The sequence below is a fragment of the Candidatus Campbellbacteria bacterium genome (assembly GCA_034521025.1).
In the GTDB taxonomy this organism is placed as follows: domain Bacteria; phylum Patescibacteriota; class Minisyncoccia; order Phycocordibacterales; family JAXHMZ01; genus JAXHMZ01.
Window position 1 is genome coordinate 31,350 of the sequence record JAXHMZ010000004.1, and the last position, 18,984, is coordinate 50,333.

19 protein-coding genes are annotated in these 18,984 nt (G+C 41.5%); 18 read left to right on the forward strand and 1 reads right to left on the reverse strand.

The genetic code is table 11. The features are described 5' to 3' along the window. Window positions 1-153: 153 nt before the first annotated feature. From U5L75_01670 to U5L75_01755, 18 genes are all read left to right on the forward strand, one after another. Window positions 154-1,257: a DEAD/DEAH box helicase gene (locus U5L75_01670; protein MDZ7726268.1), complete on the forward strand. Its 1,104-nt coding sequence runs from the start codon at window positions 154-156 to the stop codon at window positions 1,255-1,257. A 57-nt stretch (window positions 1,258-1,314) separates the two neighbouring features. Then, on the forward strand, window positions 1,315-1,962 hold the full coding sequence (locus tag U5L75_01675; protein MDZ7726269.1) for a DedA family protein: 648 nt from the start codon (window positions 1,315-1,317) through the stop codon (window positions 1,960-1,962). A 20-nt stretch (window positions 1,963-1,982) separates the two neighbouring features. Next, complete coding sequence (locus U5L75_01680) at window positions 1,983-3,434, forward strand: ATP-binding cassette domain-containing protein (protein ID MDZ7726270.1); 1,452 nt, start codon at window positions 1,983-1,985, stop codon at window positions 3,432-3,434. Between the two features lie 75 nt (window positions 3,435-3,509). Next, window positions 3,510-4,034: a prepilin-type N-terminal cleavage/methylation domain-containing protein gene (locus U5L75_01685; GenBank protein ID MDZ7726271.1), complete on the forward strand. Its 525-nt coding sequence runs from the start codon at window positions 3,510-3,512 to the stop codon at window positions 4,032-4,034. A 4-nt stretch (window positions 4,035-4,038) separates the two neighbouring features. After that, complete coding sequence (locus U5L75_01690; GenBank protein MDZ7726272.1) at window positions 4,039-4,572, forward strand: hypothetical protein; 534 nt, start codon at window positions 4,039-4,041, stop codon at window positions 4,570-4,572. A 74-nt stretch (window positions 4,573-4,646) separates the two neighbouring features. Further along, entirely contained in the window at window positions 4,647-4,853 is a 207-nt protein-coding gene (locus tag U5L75_01695; GenBank protein MDZ7726273.1) for a hypothetical protein, read from the forward strand. After that, a complete protein-coding gene (locus U5L75_01700; protein MDZ7726274.1) occupies window positions 4,840-5,871 on the forward strand; it encodes a hypothetical protein in 1,032 nt (343 codons plus the stop codon). The genes U5L75_01695 and U5L75_01700 overlap by 14 nt, the downstream gene beginning before the upstream one ends. Window positions 5,872-5,886: 15 nt before the next feature. Further along, entirely contained in the window at window positions 5,887-7,167 is a 1,281-nt protein-coding gene (locus U5L75_01705) for a glycosyltransferase family 4 protein (protein ID MDZ7726275.1), read from the forward strand. A 7-nt stretch (window positions 7,168-7,174) separates the two neighbouring features. Beyond that, window positions 7,175-8,362, forward strand: coding sequence for a glycoside hydrolase family 57 protein (locus U5L75_01710; GenBank protein MDZ7726276.1), 1,188 nt, complete (start codon window positions 7,175-7,177; stop codon window positions 8,360-8,362). 4 nt (window positions 8,363-8,366) lie between these two features. Then, window positions 8,367-8,750 (forward strand): hypothetical protein, encoded by a 384-nt coding sequence (locus tag U5L75_01715; GenBank protein ID MDZ7726277.1) that lies wholly within the window; start codon window positions 8,367-8,369, stop codon window positions 8,748-8,750. Window positions 8,751-8,769: 19 nt separating this feature from the next. Next, on the forward strand, window positions 8,770-10,764 hold the full coding sequence (locus tag U5L75_01720; GenBank protein ID MDZ7726278.1) for a glycoside hydrolase family 15 protein: 1,995 nt from the start codon (window positions 8,770-8,772) through the stop codon (window positions 10,762-10,764). 102 nt (window positions 10,765-10,866) lie between these two features. Then, a complete protein-coding gene (locus U5L75_01725; protein ID MDZ7726279.1) occupies window positions 10,867-11,658 on the forward strand; it encodes a GerMN domain-containing protein in 792 nt (263 codons plus the stop codon). Between the two features lie 103 nt (window positions 11,659-11,761). Then, window positions 11,762-12,352: a hypothetical protein gene (locus U5L75_01730; GenBank protein ID MDZ7726280.1), complete on the forward strand. Its 591-nt coding sequence runs from the start codon at window positions 11,762-11,764 to the stop codon at window positions 12,350-12,352. An 85-nt stretch (window positions 12,353-12,437) separates the two neighbouring features. After that, window positions 12,438-13,265: a DUF4105 domain-containing protein gene (locus U5L75_01735; GenBank protein ID MDZ7726281.1), complete on the forward strand. Its 828-nt coding sequence runs from the start codon at window positions 12,438-12,440 to the stop codon at window positions 13,263-13,265. A 91-nt stretch (window positions 13,266-13,356) separates the two neighbouring features. Then, window positions 13,357-14,568, forward strand: coding sequence for a trypsin-like peptidase domain-containing protein (locus tag U5L75_01740; GenBank protein ID MDZ7726282.1), 1,212 nt, complete (start codon window positions 13,357-13,359; stop codon window positions 14,566-14,568). A 2-nt stretch (window positions 14,569-14,570) separates the two neighbouring features. Beyond that, window positions 14,571-16,445, forward strand: a complete 1,875-nt coding sequence (locus U5L75_01745) for a DUF2207 domain-containing protein (GenBank protein MDZ7726283.1) — start codon at window positions 14,571-14,573, stop codon at window positions 16,443-16,445. 460 nt (window positions 16,446-16,905) lie between these two features. Further along, window positions 16,906-17,493, forward strand: coding sequence for a hypothetical protein (locus U5L75_01750; GenBank protein ID MDZ7726284.1), 588 nt, complete (start codon window positions 16,906-16,908; stop codon window positions 17,491-17,493). A gap of 252 nt (window positions 17,494-17,745) precedes the next feature. Continuing rightward, window positions 17,746-18,231 carry a hypothetical protein gene (locus tag U5L75_01755; protein ID MDZ7726285.1) on the forward strand — a complete coding sequence of 162 codons (486 nt, stop codon included), beginning with the start codon at window positions 17,746-17,748 and terminating at the stop codon, window positions 18,229-18,231. Window positions 18,232-18,237: 6 nt separating this feature from the next. Here the strand turns inward: U5L75_01755 and U5L75_01760 are convergent, their stop codons facing one another. Continuing rightward, window positions 18,238-18,960: a pseudouridine synthase gene (locus tag U5L75_01760; protein ID MDZ7726286.1), complete on the reverse strand. Its 723-nt coding sequence runs from the start codon at window positions 18,958-18,960 to the stop codon at window positions 18,238-18,240. Window positions 18,961-18,984: the final 24 nt, after the last annotated feature.

Genomic DNA, 18,984 nt, shown 5'->3' on the forward strand with positions numbered 1-18,984 from the left:
AGAATACATTGAGTAAAGGTTTTAGTTAAAGTCATTATATTTTGTTTATGGAAACTTTCTTAAAAGTAGTAGTTTTATATGTATAAAAACAAGTCACAACACAAAAATAAACGTTCTTCTAGATCACACCAGCAGAGAAAGAAAGTGCAAAAGATGGACGTAAATAAGTTTATAAATAAACCTGAAGTCGTAGAAGAAAAACAGGAAGAGATACCTGAGCATTCTTCATTTAATGATTTTGAGGTAGATGAGCGAATTAAGAAAAATATAATAGACAAGGGCTTCGAGACCCCGACTCCGATTCAAGACAAGATCATTCCCCATCTTCTTGATGGCCTTGATGTAGTTGGTATAGCAAATACCGGTACCGGCAAAACCGCTGCTTTCCTGATACCTCTGATCGATAAGGTTCTAAAGGATCCAAGCGAAAATATTCTGATCATTACACCTACTCGCGAGCTGGCTATTCAAATTCACGATGAACTTATTGAACTTACTAAAAAGACCAGTGTGTTCGGGGTATGTTGTGTCGGCGGAGCTCCTATTGAAAGACAGATAAGGGCGATCGAGCGACCTTACACGAAGTTCGTTATCGGGACTCCAGGACGGATCGAAGACCTGATGGATCAAGATATCCTTGACGTCTCAAAATATAACTCTGTTGTTCTAGACGAAGCAGATAGGATGCTTGATATGGGATTCATAGAAGACATGAGATTTATTCTAAATCATATGCCAACGGAGCGTCATACTATGTTCTTCTCGGCTACTTTTTCAAAAGAAATAGAATCATTGGTTGATGAGTTTTTGAACAAGCCGGTGAGAGTTTCTGTAAAAACTGGTGAAACAGCAAAAAACGTGGAGCAGGATGTCATAAAAATCGATCAAAAGGTTGGAAAGGTCAACGTACTTTGTGAACTTTTGAATGAACCTGGTTTTGAAAAGGTGCTCGTTTTTGGTAGGACCAAGCGAGGAGTGGAAAATCTTTCAAACGCCCTGTTGAAAAAGGGAATAAAGGCCGGCAGTATTCACGGAGACAAAAGTCAATTTCAAAGACAAAGAGCGCTCGGTTTGTTTAAGGAAAATCAACTTCAGGTCTTGATAGCCACTGACGTAGCGGCGCGTGGTCTGGATATTTCGAATATAAGTCACGTTATAAACTTTGACTTGCCGGCCACAGATGAAGATTATATTCATCGGATCGGTAGAACCGGCCGAGCAGACAAGAAAGGAAAAGCTCTAACGTTTGTTGAGTAAGCTTATTCGACAATAGTCGATTAAGCAGTTATTGGTGAGTGCGGTACAATATCCTAAATGGTTGATTTTATAACAGAGACCATATCTGAGGGGAGCTATCTGGGCATAGCTCTTTTGATGCTGGTTGAGAACATCTTCCCTCCGATACCTTCTGAGTTGATAATGCCCTTTGCTGGTTTTGTTGCCGCGCGAGGCGAGATGTCGGTTATTGGTGTTGTTATTGCGGGAACTCTTGGGTCCGTTCTAGGGACTTTTTTGTGGTACATCGCGGCTCGTTGGTTTGGTGAAAGGCGAGTGAGGGCTTTTGCTCTAAAATTTGAGCGCTGGCTTACGCTCACTCAAAAAGAGATCGACGACGCGCAATGGTGGTTTGATCGAAAGGGATGGTTAGCTGTTCTATTGGGCAGATTACTGCCGGGTATTCGCACAATAATTTCGGTTCCGGCGGGAGTCGCGCGTATGCCGGTGTATACGTTTCTTTTGCTTACAACGATAGGTTCTCTCGTCTGGGTTTCCATTCTTACAATTTTGGGTCTAGTTCTAGACGCGCAGTATGTTTTGGTGGAGGAATGGCTTGATCCGGTTTCTAAAATGATTTTATTTGGTCTTATAGGGTGGTATGTCTATAGGGTAGTAACATACGGAATGAGAAGTAAGGGTCAAAAACAAACTGATAATGACAGTGACAACTACACACAACTTTAAAAACTGTTAGAATCTCCTCTATGTCTGGAAATACAATTATTCGTTTTGACGAAGTAGATTTCGATTTTGGTTATACAAAGCCGATATTGGATGAGGTTAGTTTTACTATCCGTCGCGGCTCTAAGATCGCTTTGATGGGACAGAATGGCGCCGGAAAGAGTACTCTTTTCAAGTTATTTACCGGTGAATTTAAACCTCATGAAGGAAAGATAACCAACGACCGAAATCCCTCAATTGCTGTCGCGAAGCAAGTGATAGACACGAAAGATCTCGATAAAACAGTTCGTGATTATTTTCAGGATGCTTTTGAGGAGGTTGTGTATGATATAGATCCGCGCATAGACGAAGTTCTTGAAATAGTTAATCTCGAAGCTGATAAGGATAAAACGCTTAGGAAATTTTCCGGTGGTCAGAAAGCGCGTTTGCTCTTAGCTTTTGCTCTGATACAGAAACCGGATATTATACTTCTTGATGAACCGACGAACAATCTCGACAAGAAAGGAATAGAGCACCTGAGAGATTTTCTAAAAAATTACCAAGGAACATGTGTGGTCATTTCTCACGACGCTGAGTTTCTCAACTACTTTACTAACGGCGTGCTCTATTTGGATGTGCATACTCATAAGGTAGAGCAATATGTTGGAAACTATAACGATGTAGTGAAAGAAATATCTTCGCGGATCGCGGCAGAAGAGAGAAAAAACGCACAACTTAAAAAGGGTATACAGGAAAAGAAAGACAAGGCCAACTTTTTTGCCAGCAAAGGAGGGCAAATGCGAGCTCGCGCAAAAAAGATGCGCGTAGAAGCAAGCGAGATGCAAGAATCCAAGGTTGAGATCAGGAAAGAGGATAAAGTGATACCCAATTTTCAAATACCATTACAGGAAAATGTTCCGGACACAGTTGTGCTCTTTCACACGATTTCCCTTATGAAGGGCGGTGAAGAAAAGGAAAAGAAAAAGCGTCTTGAGCTGCACAAAGGTGACATTTTGTTACTAAAAGGACCAAACGGTATAGGAAAGACAACATTTCTCGAAAAGTTCATTGAAACTCCAACGCGGTTTTCTGAGATAGGTCCTGAAGTTAAAATTGGATACTACTCGCAAGATTTTTCTCGCCTTGATCATGACGCAACCGTTTTTGAAGTGCTGAAAAGATCAGCAATTGAAAACAATGAAGAGAAAATTCGTGCCACGGCGGCAAAATTCCTCATCGGCTCGGATCTTATTTTTAAGGAAATACACACACTCTCTGAAGGTCAGAAGGGATTGGTTTCGCTCGCAAGGTTGGTCCTTGAGGAGCCCGCTCTTATAGTCTTGGACGAGCCCACGAATCATATAAATTTCCGCCATTTGCCAATAATTGCCAAAGCGGTTAAAGATTTTAAGGGAGTAGTTATCTTGGTTTCTCACAACGACAGTTTTGTGAATGAAATAGGAGAGACAAAGACTCTTGATTTGGAAACAATATAGATCTTTTAGCAAAAGAATATTGTTTCCACAGTTAACGCTTTCTAAATATTAGTGAATGGGTGTAGTATTAGACCTATGAATAGAGGATTTACTCTGGTTGAACTTTTAGGGGTCATAGTTATCATTGGCCTCCTTAGTGGTATTATTCTTCCGCAGATAAACGGGATGAGAGAAAAAGGCCGAGACACGGAAAGGATCACTGATGTTAAAAAGATGCAGACATCACTTGAGCGCTATTTTGATAGAAACGGAGAGTATCCCGATGTTGGTTCCAGCAAAACATATGCTGTAAGTGGTGATTCAGGTGATCCTTCTTGTTATTCCGGTGATTCGATAGCATTTCCAGACTCGGGACTTATAAATTTGGTAAACCAAGGGCTTATCTCAAGTCTCCCGCGAGATCCTATAAATGAGTCCAATCACTGTTATTTGTACAGAAAAAATTACACATGTAGTGGTAATATGCCCTCGGGACAAACGACCGGATATGTGCTTTTGTTTAAACCGGAAAATTTTGACACATTTGGAGGCGACAATGGCGGAGAAAACGGCGCCTTGAACTGGGATGACAATAATGATTGGCTTTGCGTAGAATCATAGTTTTATGAAGAAAAATTTGATCATTACAGTTCTTGCCATACTTTTATTTTTAGCTGTTGTGTATATTGTGCTTATTTTTAATCTATCGGGCACGTTTTGCGGTGTTCAGGTGGAAACCGATAAGTATTCACTAATTGCCAACCGGGAACAGGTAGAAGGCGAGGGCTTAGATCCGGAGTCTGAGGAAAGTAGCGGAGCTCGAGATCACGTCTCTCAGAATTCCCAGAATGATCTTAAAGAAAATATAATAGGATCATGGAGGGATGCGCAAAATGAGCAAAGCATAACGAGCTTTGAAGCCAGTGGCACTTTTAGGTTTGTATATTCAGGTGGAGCAATCCAAGAAACTGGGACGTATCAGATCTTTGCTGACGCCAGTGTGGTTCCGGAAGAACTGCCGAATATATCCGGTCCCGTGTTAAGACAATCTGTCGGCGGTAACCATACTTATTATGAAATTCTTGAAATCACTAAAGATAATATGATGCTCGTTGACCTTAACGATGGAAGAACATACGAGTTCGAAAAAGTTAACTAAAACAAAAATAGCCGCCTAATCTGTCCACAGAGTCTCTTAATTAGAGATATATCTTATATGGTATGATTAATACGATGAAATCGTCCACTGGCAGGCTATCATTGCGTCCTTTTGAAGCAATTTTGTTTCTTTCCGGTGTTGGTATATTGCTTAGCGTTCCGGTTATTTTTTTCTTTGAGATCTTTGCAGTTTGGGTTATCGCGAAAGTACTGTACGGTCTCGGGGTGGCCGTTTTTTTAGTGGAAGCCGTTTTAACTATCAAAAAATATGCTCGCGGTTGAGTACATTGAGTTGGTTTCTTTCATAAAACAAGCCAGTTTGGCTTTGGCTGGAGCAGCGGCGCTTTGGGGCGCCGTAATCTATTTTTTAAGCGTAAGAGCCAAAAAAGGCGGACACAACGAGACAGGGTCGTTAATTCTCGAATGGATTTCGTTAAGATTATTTGCTCTGTTTAGCGCGGGAGCCGCCGTAGCTGTAATTGCGTTTTCTGAGCTTTACTCCATTAGTACCGCGGGTGCGCATGAAGGGATAGTCATAGTACCGACAAAGAGCGAGATAAGCTCAGCAGTTTTCTTAACTCTACCTCTCTACGCGTTCTTTATAGCTTTTGTCCTTGTGACTGTATGGATGCGTGTTGCCAAAACGGCTCTTTTCAGAAGATTTCTTCCTTATATATACGTTGCGGGCTTTGTTCTTTCTTTGGTCTTGATATCTCTCCCGGCTTGGACAGGCAGACTTGATCCGACGCAATGGTTTTACATAGGGCATTCGGTGCACTCTATTTTTACAGTTGGCACTGTGCTCGTGTTGGATTTCTTGATCCTTTCTTCTCAGTCTTCAAATATATTAAAACAACATATTTTTCCCCTGTTTCCGGTGCTTTCCGGCGTGATATGGGTTGGGCTTGGGTTTGATTTTCTTTCCGTATGGTTGGTTTTTGAGGAGGCTCTTAGGTTCACTCCGAAGTTCTTCTTTATGCAAACCGTTATAGGGATATTAATAATCAATGGGATTCTCCTTTCCGGTCCAATAACAAGGGCGATGACAAAAGCAATCAAGAAGAAAGGAATTGAGTTGTCGAAACGAATGACAACATTTGCGAATATAGCCGGTACTATCTCAATAACTTCTTGGCTGACCATAACCTTCATTGATTATGTAGAGTCCGCGGAATTGAGCTATTGGGGACTGATGATGGGTTATTTGTTATTTGGTATGGCTTTGTATGTGGGGCACGAGCTTTATGAAAAGTTTGGAGAAAAACCACCCGAGTTTTTAAGTGTCAATAACCGGATATGAATTTAGCTAAACAAAATGGACAATAGAGCAATAAAAGTACTTATGTTCGGTTGGGAATTTCCTCCCCATAACAGCGGAGGGTTGGGAACGGCGTGCTTGGGTTTAGCGCGCGCCCTCGGCGAGCACAAGGACGAGGTTGATCTAACTTTTGTCCTTCCCAGAAAACAAGCTGCCGACGACGTGGGGGCTAATTTTGTTTTTGCCGATGCTTTTTTGAAACACCTGAAGGTCAGAACGATCGACTCTCTTTTGTCACCTTATCTAACCAGCCAATCGTATAGCGATCGCTACAACCTCTTAACAACCGAAGAAAAAGATCTCTACGGAGCCTCTCTTTTTGAGGAAGTCAATATATATGCTCGTCGTGCCGAAGCAATAGCTAAATACGAGGAATATGATGTTATACACGCTCACGATTGGCTGTCATTTGGGGCGGGCATAGCCGCAAAGCGAATATCAGGGAAGCCGTTGGTGGTCCAAATACACGCGACTGAGGTCGACAGAACCGGTGGAAATGGAGTTAACCAGTACGTATATAATCTTGAAAAACAAGGAATGGAGATCGCTGATGCAGTAGTTGCTGTAAGTAATTTCACAAAAAATATAATTGTGGAGAAGTATGGTATACCACCAAGCAAAGTCCGGGTGGTGCATAACGGTACTGTAATAAGAAATGAAAACAAAGAGACAACAGAACTAGAAGAAAGACCTCACACTCCCTTAAGTGTTCTAAAAGAAAAAGGCAATAAAATTGTTTTGTTTGTCGGAAGGGTTACTTTACAAAAAGGCCCGGAGTATTTTTTGAACGCTGCCAAACGCGTTTTGGAATACAGACCGGATACGTTATTTGTAGTGGCCGGTTCCGGTGATATGAGAGAGCAGATGATACGCGAGGCAGCAGCTTTGGGTATCTCTAAAAATGTTCTTTTCGCGGGCTTCCTTCGAGGAGATGAATTGGATTACGCTTATAAGGCAGCTGATTTATACGTTATGCCCTCTGTTTCAGAGCCGTTTGGTTTGACTGCCTTAGAAGCGATAGAGAACGGTACTCCGGTTTTGCTTTCTAAGCAGTCGGGAGTATCAGAGGTAGTGAAGCATTCGCTGTTGGCTGATTTCTGGGATATCGAAGAGATGGCGAATAAAATACTTTCGGTCATTTCTCACAGATCCCTCGGCAACGAAATGCGCCGCAACGCATTCAAGGAACTTTTCCATATTTCATGGTCAAACTCGGCGAAAAAATGCAAAGATATATACCGTTCGCTCACTTCTAGGTTATTTAAAAATATGAAATAATTAAAATATGACTTCAATTTGTCTTTACATGCAGGTTCACCAGCCGCGTAGGTTAAAAAAATATCGGATCTTTGATATAGGCTCAAAAGGCGGATACTTTGACGATGTATCGGATACGGATCTAAATAATCGTAAAGTCTTTCAGAAAGTAGCTCGCAAGTGTTATCTACCCACAAATTCCCTTATGCTAGACCTTTTGAAGAAGCATCCAGAGTTCAGACTCAGTTTTTCGATCACCGGAATATTCTTAGATCAGGCCGAAGAATACAGCCCGGAGACATTGGAGTCGTTCAAAAAGCTTGTGGATACCGGTCAAGTGGAGATATTGTCAGAGACTTACTATCACTCTCTTGCGTTTCTATACTCACAGAGAGAATTTGAAGAACAGACGCAATTGCATAAAGAGAGAGTGAAAGAATTGTTCGGTGTTGAGCCGACTGTATTTAGGAACACAGAGTTAATATATAATAATGAATTAGCCAAAGCGGCGGAAAGAATGGGATATCGCGGCGTACTGGCAGAAGGCGTGGATAATATTTTGGGCTGGAGGAGTCCTAATTTTGTATATCGTCCACAAGGAACCGATAACATTTCTTTGCTATTGAAAAACTATCGTCTTTCTGATGATATTGCATTTCGTTTTTCTTCTTCCGAGTGGGCTGAATATCCATTGACGGCGGAGAAATTCGCAAATTGGATAAGCTCCGTAAATGGCTCCGGCGAGATAGTGAATCTTTTTATGGACTACGAAACGTTCGGTGAGCACCAGTGGGAGGATACCGGAATATTCGACTTTCTCCGCGCCTTGCCGACGGCAGTGTATAAAAATCCCGACAATGATTTCGTTACACCTACGGAGGCAATAGATCGATATGAAAGACGTGATGAGATCGATATCCCCCATTATATTTCTTGGGCTGACGTAGAGCGAGATCTCTCGGCTTGGCTTCACAACGATATGCAGAAGGACGCTATTAAGTCACTTTATGAGATAGAAGATAAAGTAAAAGCTTCAAAGGATAAGAAGTTGATCAACGATTGGCGTACACTAACGACCTCAGACCACTTTTATTATATGTGTACAAAATGGTGGTCTGACGGCGATGTACACAAATATTTCTCCCCGTATGATTCACCTTATGATGCTTTTATCACCTTTATGAATGTATTAAATGATGTAACACTAAGAGTATAAAACTATGAAAAAAACAAATGTAACCAAAAAGAAAAATACCGGTGCTTCTAAAAAGACAACTCGTAAAGTACCCGTAAGGAAAGCCCCGGCAAAAAAGTCCTCTAGCTCTCGAACTCGCAAAAAGCGTTTAGTGATAGCCCCTCCTGAAACTGCTTTTTTTGCTGTCAATGGAGCTGTGCTGTATTCGCTATTGGATCTGTATAATGAACTTGCGACAATGAGTGATGAAGAGTTTTCTTTTCACGCCGGAGATGAGAGCAATCACTTCGCCAATTGGGTGCGAGATGTTGTTAAAGACAAATCCTGTGCTAAAGACCTACAAAGTGCGAATACTCGCAGAAAGGCGCGATCAGTGGTCAAGAAGTATTTAGTTAAGTATTCTTATTAGTGAGTAATTAGTTCTATTGATGGCCAGAAATCTTATCCTAGGCAACAATTCTATGCTTGTTTCACTTGATTCTTGCGGTCAAGTGAGTGACTTGTATTTTCCTTACGTTGGACTAGAAAATCACATAGCTCATGACAGCGTGCATCGTATCGGTGTATATGTTGATGATGAGATGTCTTGGCTGAGCGAGGACGAGTGGGAAATTTCCATTACTTGCGCTAAAGACGCATTGCTTGGACAAGTAAGGGCGGTAAATAATAAAGCTGGAGTAAAAGTATCCTTTGGCGATGTGGTATATAACGAGAAAAACATTTTTATTCGCAACGTGGAGGTGGAAAATCTGAGTGAGCGTGATAGGGAAATCAAATTATATTTTTGCCAAGAGTTTCAGCTTGCTGAATCCGATCGCGCCGATACTGCTTATTTTGACCCTTACAGCAGGGGATTGGTTCATTACAAAGGGCAGCGCGTGGTCTTAATAAATGCTTTCACGACAGAAGGCCAGTTTCATGAGTATACAGTGGGTGAATTCAATACTTACGGTAAGCAGGGTAGTTTTAAGGACGCCGAAGACGGAATGTTAGCGCTAAATAATGTAGAGCATGGCAACACCGACTCTGTAGTGGCGCTTTCTTTCAATATAGAGTCTGGTAAAAGGGCCAGTGGTTACTATTGGTTGTGTGTTGCCGAGTCATTTTCTGAAGCACATAAATTAAACCAGTATGTACTCGAAAAAAATCCACAATACATGACAAGAACAACCAAGGACTACTGGCGCGCGTGGGTAAATCGTTATGACTATAACTTTTATGACCTCTCAGAGGAGGCGGCTGAACTATTTAAAAAATCCCTTCTTTTTATGCGAGCCGCTGTTGACGACGAAGGCTCTATCTTAGCTTCAGCGGACGCCAGTATGCTTCAGAGGGGAAAGGATACTTATAGCTACACGTGGATGCGTGATGGAGCATTTATCAGCTTAGCTCTCGATAGATCAGGTTATTATTATACTTCCAAGCGATTTTTTGAATTCAGTGCGGAAGTTATGTCCGAAGAAGGATACCTAATGCACAGATTTGCGCCTGATCGTACACTCGGTAGTTCTTGGCATCCCAGAGTACAGAACGGAAAGCCGGCTTTACCTATTCAAGAAGACGAAACGGCTCTGGCTCTTATTTCATTGTTGAGACACTACGAATTTTCTCAAGACCTGGAATTTATAGAAAATATCTATAATTCGTTTATTAAAAAGGCGGCCAACTTTTTGTCAGTGTATCGCGATAAAAACACAGGTTTGCCGCTCCCCAGTTATGATCTGTGGGAAGAAAGGTATGGCGTTCATACCTACACTGCAGCAAGCGTGTATGGTGCTCTGAGAGCGGCTGCACAATTTGCGGGCATACTAGGAAAGACCAAGTCCGCAACTCAATATAAGAATATAGCTACTGAAGTTAAACAAGCGCTAGAAGAACATCTCTACGATGAAGATTTGGGAGCATTTGTCAAAATGGTGACGCTTGATGAGAACGGTGTTAAAGAAAAAGATAAGACAATCGATGTATCTAGTGTGTATGGAGTTATAAGCTTCGGAGTATTAGATGCAGAAGATCCCAGAGTAAAAAATTCTCTTAAAAAGACTGAGCAGGATCTAAGTGTTAAAACTGAAGTGTCGGGATTAGCTCGTTATGAAAATGACGGTTACTACAGAATCGACAATTCTACTCCGGGCAACCCATGGATAATCTCTACGCTTTGGATGACGCAATGTAAGATAGATACTGCTAAAACAAAATCTGACTTAGAAATCGTTAAGAGAGATTTAGATTGGTGTGTCAAGTATTCTCTTTCAACCGGTGTTTTGCCTGAACAACTTCATCCACACACCGGTAAGCCTCTCTCGGCTACTCCATTGACCTGGAGTCACGCTGAATTTGTTCTAACTGTTATAAAATACCTTGATAAATTGGAAGAGTTGGGTATTTGTAAAGACTGCAATCCCGTGAAAAAGGGTACATAGAAGTATTTTATTTAAAGGTTTGGTGGTAAGATATTAGAACGTACAGCCGTCTATTTAGGTGCTAAATGGGATTTGGCGAAAATTATAATTAAATAAATATTTATGAAACAACTAATTGGAATAATAGCTGTCATTCTCGTTCTTCTTGGAATTTGGATGGTAGTCGGAGGAGATGAAGATGGTCTCGAAAGTGAATATGAGCAAACAGCTCGGACTTGGATGACCGAAGAATCACCTACTTATACGGGAAGAAACGGCGATAACTTGGAAATGAATAGCAGTGAAAAGGTAAACGACAGCGCTTTTCGTTTTGAATTTACGTTTGAGGCAAGTGAAGCCGGTTATGGCGAACCGTCGTCCGGAGAAATGTCAGCTCAAGTTATTACAGAGCACGAAACGGTAGTAACAGTAGAAGAGGGGGAAGTAACTGAGGCAGTCACAGATGGTGTTTTTGATGAAATAAGAAGCAGACTGATCAATGAGCAAGAAGATGTTGTAGACTCAAGAGATGTGTCGCTCTATTTCTACGATGAGAAAAGTGATACGGATCAAGATGGGAACGTACTGTGTAGCGAAGAAGCAGTTGTACCTGCAGAGCGCTCAATCGCGGAATATACAATCGAAAAGCATATAAACTTACTACTAGATGGACCTACAGAGAGTGAGGTCTCAGACGGCTTATCAAGCGAATTTCCTTTAGAAGGTTTGACGCTTGAATCTGCGGATCTTGATGATAATGGTACGCTGACTTTGACGTTTTCAGATCCACAAAACCAAACTGTCGGTGGTTCATGCCGCGTCGGTCTACTTTATTCTCAGATTAGGAAAACCGCCGAATCTATCGAAAGAGTGAGTGAAGTAGTGATCGAGCCGGAAGAGCTCTTTCAGCCCTAGGTCAAAATAGGAGCGAGTCTTTTACTCTTCGTTTTTAAAAACTAGAGACAAAAAAAGATAAATACGCTATACTACTAGCGGATTTATTGGATAAGTTAGAACCATGCAAAGAAATATAATTCTGTATATTCTTATTGCGCTTCTTGTGGTGGTTGGTGGTACTTGGTACGCGCTTTCCACGCAAACAGAAGAAGAGCAACAAGAAGACCGAACGGAAGAGGAGCAAGAGGAAGATGAAAACGCCTCGGAGGGTGATACAGAAGATGACTTGGAGGACGAAGAAGTCGATGGTGATAGTGACTCTGAAGAAAACGGAGACACTGACACGGGTACCGACTCTTCTACTGAAGGGGAAACTTCTGATGAAACCTCAGGAAGCGGATCAGATTCCGAAGGTTCTACTTCACAAGGATCCGAAGGATCTCTGAGTGAAGAAGATTCCCAGAGCGGTAGTGACGATCTTACTGACGGAGTCGGTGGGACTGAGATAACCACTACCACAACGTTAGACAAAGAAGAGATAAGGTCAGAGCTAAGTGCTCAAGCTGAAGTTCTCTCAACTGTTCTATCAGTTATAGAGTTACAGCTTGAAGAGGGAGAGATCACTGTTGAAGAAGCAGAAGAACTCCTTGAGCAAGTAAGTAACGCAACGGACGACCTGGAAGAATCTGTAGAAATGTATCTTGCTCTATAAAAAAATAAACCCGAGATCTTGGTGTGCGCTTGATCTTCGGGTTTATTTTTTTTTGATTTAGCTTTATTAAGCTATAATGCAGGTAATGCTAAGACTTCTAAGTAAAATTCTTCTTTTTGCCATAGCGATGTTTGCTCTCTTCGTTTTCTTTAAAGAACCTACTAATGACAGAGAATGGACGCCCGATTTGGCTAAACTGGCTCAGGTGGAGATCTATGAAGGCGGAGAAGGAACAAAGGTGGGTATAAAAAATATTAGAGACTCGACATATGAAGACGGAGAAGAAAATATACAATACTACTCGCAAATATTTGATCTAGCGGAATTAAAGAAGGTTTGGTTTTTAGTTGAGCCATTTTCTGACTGGGAAGCGGCGGCGCATACCTTTTTTGTATTTGACTTTAAGGACGGTCAGTCAATCGGGTTTTCAGTGGAAGCTCGCAAAGAAAAGAATGAGAAATATTCCGCCTTGCGCGGATTATTTCGAGAGTATGAACTGCATTATCTGTTTGCAAGTGAGCGCGACCTGGTCCTTCGTCGGACCGATCATTTAGACCATGAGGTTTATATGTATCCGATAGATACAAATAGAGAAAATGTTAGAAACTTATTTTTACGCATAGCAAATAGAGCCGACGAATTGGAAAGTGAGCCAGCTTTTTATAATACTATTACAAGTTCTTGTACAACCACATTGGTCAGGCACATTAACGAGACCTCTCCCAACAAAATCAAATGGTGGCACAAAGCCCAGTATTTGCCTGGATTATCCGATAGGTTGGCCTACGACCTAGGTCTTATCGATACAGATCTCCCGTTTGAAGAGACGAGAGAGCAATTCAGCATTAAAGAGAAAGCAAATGACTGTGCCTCCAGTGACAACTTTTCTCTTTGCTTACGTGAAAAACTTTAACGTGCTCCAGGGACAGCAGTTTTCATTTGAACTGAAATGAAGATCAAGTGCAGTTTTGTTATAATAGTCGTAGTAAATTCCAAGAAGTTATATGCCTAATGATCTGAGAAACTTTTTAAAGAAGAATAAGCAAATAATAATCACAACCGTATTATTTAATGCGTTCTTTTTGATCGTGGTAATGATCTCGCTTAGTCTCATTTTTGACACATCGATAGAAGATCTGTACGAGAAAAGAACCACTGATGTACATAAGGAAGAGGGTCATCAGGTCGCACAGGAAGAAGCTGTTGTCAGAGCTGTCTCAAAAGCCAACCCTGCGGTTGTATCAATTGTTGCCACAAGAGATCTGCCCGAGATCAGTGAAGAAGAAAGGCGGTTCTTTGAATTTTTTGCCCCGCATTTAGAGTTGCCTGAAAATGATCCAGGAGAACAAGAAATAGGTGGGGGTTCAGGGTTTTTTGTTTCTCCTGACGGCATGGTAATTACTAACCGCCATGTGGTAGAAAATGACTCACTAAATTATAGTGTGGTTACAAATGAAGGCGAGAAACTTGAGGCCAGTGTAGTGGCAACTGATTCGGTCTATGATGTAGCAGTGCTTGACGTAGAGATAAGCGACGCTCCTTATCTGGAGTTCGGTAGCTCAGAGAATTTGGAGCTTGGTCAATCCGTTATAGCTATAGGTAACGCTCTGTCTGAATTTTCTAACAGTATAACTTCAGGGATAGTTTCCGGTCTTTCGCGTTCCATTGTCGCCGGTAGTCAAACCGGTCGCTCAGAATTACTTGAAAATGTTATACAAACGGACGCCAGTATTAATCCCGGTAATTCCGGAGGCCCTCTTTTGGACCTGAAAGGAAATGTGATCGGGGTCAACGTAGCAATGGCTCGGGGTTCTGAAAATATTGGTTTTGCCGTACCATCGGATGTTGTTTCGCCAATAGTAGATTCTGTTAAAGAACATGGAGAGATCATTAGGCCTTTCCTAGGCGTTCGCTACGCGCCTGTAGACGAACAAACTGCCTCAAGAGAAGACCTTCCGGTATCGCACGGAGTGATCATCGTTTCGGGAGGAATTGGATCTCCGGCGGTGATGCCCGGAACTCCAGCCGACGTTGCCGGCCTTCGAGAAGGGGACATAATCGTTGAATATAACGACACAGAAATAAATAGCGAGGTTTCTTTTGCTCGGCTAATCCGAGAATCAGAGGTGGGTGAAACGGTAACTCTAAAAGTAGTACGCGGAGAGGAAGAGATTGCCGTAGAAGTCACCCTAGAGAGAGCGCCTAACGATCTATAAATATGGATAAGATCAAACAGGTACTAGGGATTATAGGATTGTTGGCCCTTTTGTCATTTCCTGCATTTTTACAGGCTCAATCTAATGAAACAATTGAGGAATTTAATACAGTGCTCGAAATTCGTGAAGATGGAGTGCTTGAAGTAGAAGAAACGATACGTTACAGATTTGTCTCAGACGACCGCCATGGTATTTATCGAGAAATTCCTAAAACCTATGAAGAGAACGGTGAGAAGTACAAGCTTATTATTCCTGAATTTTCGGTTAATAGCGATACAGCTCCAAATAAAATAAAAAGAGAAGATTCTAATTCACGTTATGTACTTCGTATAGGAGATCCAAATGAGACGATCTCCTCTGGGCTTCATACTTACAAAATTTCCTATACAGCGGAAAATGCCGTTTCGTTTTATGAGGAATTTGATGAGATCTATTGGAATGCTACAGGCAGTGAGTGGGACGTACCGATCGAGAGAGCTAGTTTTACGATCAGACTTCCTGAAGAATTACCGGAAGACGATATTCAGTATGATTGCTACCAGGGTGTAGTGGGCGCTGAAACACAATGCGACGATATTACTTTGATCTCTAACTCAGAGAACGAAACTGTCAGCGGAGTCCAATTTAGCGCTACAAACCTTGCTCCTCTAGAAGGTTTGACTGGGGCGCTTGGTTTCCCTAAAGGAGTTGTACCGGAGACCGAAAAAGAGCTGGCGGGCATATCAACCGCATCTCTATTTTTGATGATCGGCGGTCTCTTTACGGCGCTGATAGCTTTCTTTTGGTGGGCGATAGCGCATTGGCGAAAGTATGGTCGTGATCCGGAAGGAAGGGGTACTATTGTCAGGCAATATGATGTACCTGAAGACCTTTCTCCTGCTGAACTTGGGCTTATGGTCGATGAAAAGATAAATTCTCATGACATTACCGCCGAAATCGTATATCTGGCAGAGCAAGGGTATTTACATATACTTTCAATTCCCAAGAAGATTTTATTCTTTAAAAATGTAAACTTTTACTTACTAAAAATGAAAGAAGAAGACGAAGGTCTGAAGACTCACCAGCAACAGATCTTATCTTCACTATTTTCATCTAAATATACACTTTCTGGGGAAGAAAAAGAAAGTCTATTGGAAAAGGTCTCGGAAAGTAGCGAAATAAGGGGAGATCGAGGAAAGATAAAAAGTAAAATAGAATCTTCGCTTGAAATTACACCAATTAAAGATCTCAAGAATAAGTTCTATGTTGATCTAAAATCAATAAAGAAAGAACTAGAAAGGAGTATGACCGAGGTGGGGTATTTCACTCAAAATCCCAACGAGGTACGTAAAAAGTATAATTTGTTATTTATCCTGCCTTTTTTGGCAATGTTCTTTCTTCCTTTTGTTTTTGGTCTTCTAGACCTAAATGGTTCTGTCGGGATTGCCTTATCTCTATCAATATTCTTCATTCTTATCTTTATGATAGCTTTTGTTATCTTTTTCGCGAACGCAATGGTGCAAAAGACAAAAAAGGGTGTATCCGTGCGAGAACATACTCTCGGACTCAAAGAATATTTATCAATTGCTGAAAAAGATCGGTTAGAGTTTCACTTTAACCCAAGAAATAACCCAAAACTTTTTGAGAAATTTCTGCCGTACGCGATAGCTTTAGGAGTAGATAAACAGTGGGCGAGTGAATTGGAGGATATATATCTAGAACCCGACTGGTATACTGACGCAAACAGAGATAGCTTCACGGCCGGAGCTTTCTATAGCTCTTTTTCAGGATTTGATACTGCTGTTTCTTCCAGTTATTCCTCACCTTCCTCAAGCGGAAGTTCTGGCGGGGGTTCCGCTGGTGGAGGAGCAGGCGGCGGCGGAGGAGGTAGTTGGTAGACTTATCAAACTTTAAAGCAATATAAAAGAAACAGCGCAGAGCATAGCTCTGCGCTGTAGATGGGCTGGTGTACCACCTCCTATTTACTCAATTAGATAATGGATCACCTCCTCTCACTCAATGAGCTTTCAAGGAGTGCTTTTAAAGCTAAAGCGCTCATAAATCCCTCCTTTCCAGGGAAGAAAGATTCCCCTAATAAGAGTATACATAAAAATACAAATACTTTAATTCACACCATTAATTGTAAACAAAATATAAATTAGTACGTGTAATACTAGTAAAAAAGTAAAAAACATGGCTCTACAGAGCGATTATCGCTCCCTATAACATTTTTGTATTTTTGTCAAGTATTACTACTTTGCGATTAATTGACTTTCTTGCTGAGGGCCATATACTGCTTGTCAGCTTCACATTAGTGTGGGGTTTTATTCTTTCCTTAAAATTAAACTTGAACACAAAATGACACGCAAAGCATTTGTTAGAACGGTTTCCGTCACAGTGCTTGCGCTTTCACTCGCTACTCAACAGGGAATATTAGAAGCTAGTATTGACGACGATGTTCCCATACGTTCGACAGCTGAAATAGCTGTCGAAGAAAAAGAAGATTCCGAAGATGGTGAAAGCACTGCAAGTACTGATGATTCAAAATCAAAAGTTCGTAAGGTGGCCGTGCAAAAAACAGAGACTACAGTTAAGAACCAAGTTCCGTATAGATCCACACAGGTAGATCCTGAAACCGAGATGAAGGTTTATGCCTACTTTTCGGATATTCCGGAAATGATCTATGTAGCCGAATGTGAGTCTACTTTCAGACATTACGGTTCGGACGGTAAGGTACTGAGAGGTAGAGCTGTAAGTGAAGACGTAGGAGTGATGCAGATAAATGAGGGGTACCACCTAAAAAGGTCTGAATCTCTCGGTTATGACATCCATACGTTAGAAGGAAATATGGAATACGCACGCCATCTTTACGAAGAAAAAGGTCTTCAGCCTTGGAGTGCTTCACGACCATGTTGGATAAAAAAACATAGTCTGGCGCAACTTTAAAGTCTGATTAGTACAAAACCCGCGGTTTACCGCGGGTTTTGTTGTTGTATCCTAGCCAAAGCAAAAAAGTGATGGTAAAATTACATGTAATGAATGGAGTATACAATTCATCACCACAGGCTGACGTAATTGATGAGTCAATATACTATTTGGCCTCTCTCGGTGCGGCAAGCGCAGCTTCTCTAGCTGCTCTTGTTTGTAATTACTGTCCCATTTTGGGTAACGGGTGGAAGTTTATCGCTTACTTCTAGTTTGTGGGTCTTTTTATTTTTTCTTCCGGGAGCACTTTCCTTGCTATGTCCTTTTATATCTCGGAAATTAGGAAGATCATTAAGATACAATCCTCTTTATGGCGTTATCGCTGGCTACGGAGCATATTCCGTGGTGTCGTTTCTTGTTATAGTTTTTGGCGACGAGCCGACTTCTGTCGGGTGGCTGGCGACTATGTTTCTGGTTATCTCAGTCGCGGTCTTGTTCTCAGAACGTTATTCGCGCGAGAAATTAGAAACAGAAGAAACTAACGAGTCGAGACAGGATGGATCTGGTGATCTTCAAGAAGAAAATAAAGAAGAGCATAACAACGAATTTTTATTTGCCATGAACGGGCCGGAAGAGGATGAAATAACTACGGAAGAACGGAACGAAAAAGTTGATCATTACTCAAGAGAAGAAGGGTTGACGCCTGAGGACAAGGAGATCTTGGATTCTCTTGACTCTCGCGATAATAAAAATTCATAGGAATTATCACTCAAGCGCGTTTCTGAATTTTTCTAATTCTTTACCCTTTAGTATTTTGTGATCACCTTCCTTTAGCTTTCCTAAAGTAAGGGTCGCAATTCTAATTCTTTTTAGGTCTCGAACAGCGAAACCAAACGCGTCAGCCATGCGTCGTATTTGATGCTTTTTGCCCTCTGTGAGAACAATTTTAAACGTTGTATCATTGATCTTTTCAACCTCGGCTTGTTTTGATGTGATGCCGCCGGAGAGATGAATCCCCTCTCTCATACGTTTTAGGAAAAAGTGTCTCAATGGCTTGTCTACTTCTACTATGTATTCCTTTTCGTGCTTGGATCTGGGATTAAGTAATTTGTCCACAATCGTGCCGTCGTTTGATAGCAACATAAGGCCTCTTGATGCTCGGTCTAGACGACCCAGTACGGCTAGCCCTTTGCCGCGCATATTTTGCGGCAAAAGATCCAAAACTTCTTTTTGTCCCGGCAGTGGATTATGACTTACTATGCCAACCGGTTTGTTCACGAGTAGGTAAATTTTGTTCTGGGATTCTTCCAGAGCTCTATCGCTAACGGCTACTTCGTCTCCCAAAAATACTTTTTGTCCGATTTGGGCTGCTTCGTCGTTAATGGTAACTTCGCCATTAAGAATCAGATCATCAGCTTTGCGACGTGACGCTATGCCTTTGTCTTTTAAATATTTGTTTATCCTCACTGGAAAATTAGAGTCTTTCATAGTATAAAGAGTAACATAGACCTT

What these genes read in the sequence shown, in the direction of transcription:
- U5L75_01725 (MDZ7726279.1), top strand. Translation starts at nt 10,867, where the DNA reads ATGAAACAACTAATTGGAATAATAGCTGTCATTCTCGTTCTTCTTGGA.
- U5L75_01760 (MDZ7726286.1), bottom strand. Translation starts at nt 18,960, where the DNA reads ATGAAAGACTCTAATTTTCCAGTGAGGATAAACAAATATTTAAAAGAC.
- U5L75_01740 (MDZ7726282.1), top strand. Translation starts at nt 13,357, where the DNA reads ATGCCTAATGATCTGAGAAACTTTTTAAAGAAGAATAAGCAAATAATA.
- U5L75_01675 (MDZ7726269.1), top strand. Translation starts at nt 1,315, where the DNA reads ATGGTTGATTTTATAACAGAGACCATATCTGAGGGGAGCTATCTGGGC.
- U5L75_01735 (MDZ7726281.1), top strand. Translation starts at nt 12,438, where the DNA reads ATGCTAAGACTTCTAAGTAAAATTCTTCTTTTTGCCATAGCGATGTTT.
- U5L75_01715 (MDZ7726277.1), top strand. Translation starts at nt 8,367, where the DNA reads ATGAAAAAAACAAATGTAACCAAAAAGAAAAATACCGGTGCTTCTAAA.
- U5L75_01695 (MDZ7726273.1), top strand. Translation starts at nt 4,647, where the DNA reads ATGAAATCGTCCACTGGCAGGCTATCATTGCGTCCTTTTGAAGCAATT.
- U5L75_01680 (MDZ7726270.1), top strand. Translation starts at nt 1,983, where the DNA reads ATGTCTGGAAATACAATTATTCGTTTTGACGAAGTAGATTTCGATTTT.
- U5L75_01705 (MDZ7726275.1), top strand. Translation starts at nt 5,887, where the DNA reads ATGGACAATAGAGCAATAAAAGTACTTATGTTCGGTTGGGAATTTCCT.
- U5L75_01750 (MDZ7726284.1), top strand. Translation starts at nt 16,906, where the DNA reads ATGACACGCAAAGCATTTGTTAGAACGGTTTCCGTCACAGTGCTTGCG.
- U5L75_01685 (MDZ7726271.1), top strand. Translation starts at nt 3,510, where the DNA reads ATGAATAGAGGATTTACTCTGGTTGAACTTTTAGGGGTCATAGTTATC.
- U5L75_01670 (MDZ7726268.1), top strand. Translation starts at nt 154, where the DNA reads ATGGACGTAAATAAGTTTATAAATAAACCTGAAGTCGTAGAAGAAAAA.
- U5L75_01700 (MDZ7726274.1), top strand. Translation starts at nt 4,840, where the DNA reads ATGCTCGCGGTTGAGTACATTGAGTTGGTTTCTTTCATAAAACAAGCC.
- U5L75_01710 (MDZ7726276.1), top strand. Translation starts at nt 7,175, where the DNA reads ATGACTTCAATTTGTCTTTACATGCAGGTTCACCAGCCGCGTAGGTTA.
- U5L75_01745 (MDZ7726283.1), top strand. Translation starts at nt 14,571, where the DNA reads ATGGATAAGATCAAACAGGTACTAGGGATTATAGGATTGTTGGCCCTT.
- U5L75_01720 (MDZ7726278.1), top strand. Translation starts at nt 8,770, where the DNA reads ATGGCCAGAAATCTTATCCTAGGCAACAATTCTATGCTTGTTTCACTT.
- U5L75_01690 (MDZ7726272.1), top strand. Translation starts at nt 4,039, where the DNA reads ATGAAGAAAAATTTGATCATTACAGTTCTTGCCATACTTTTATTTTTA.
- U5L75_01730 (MDZ7726280.1), top strand. Translation starts at nt 11,762, where the DNA reads ATGCAAAGAAATATAATTCTGTATATTCTTATTGCGCTTCTTGTGGTG.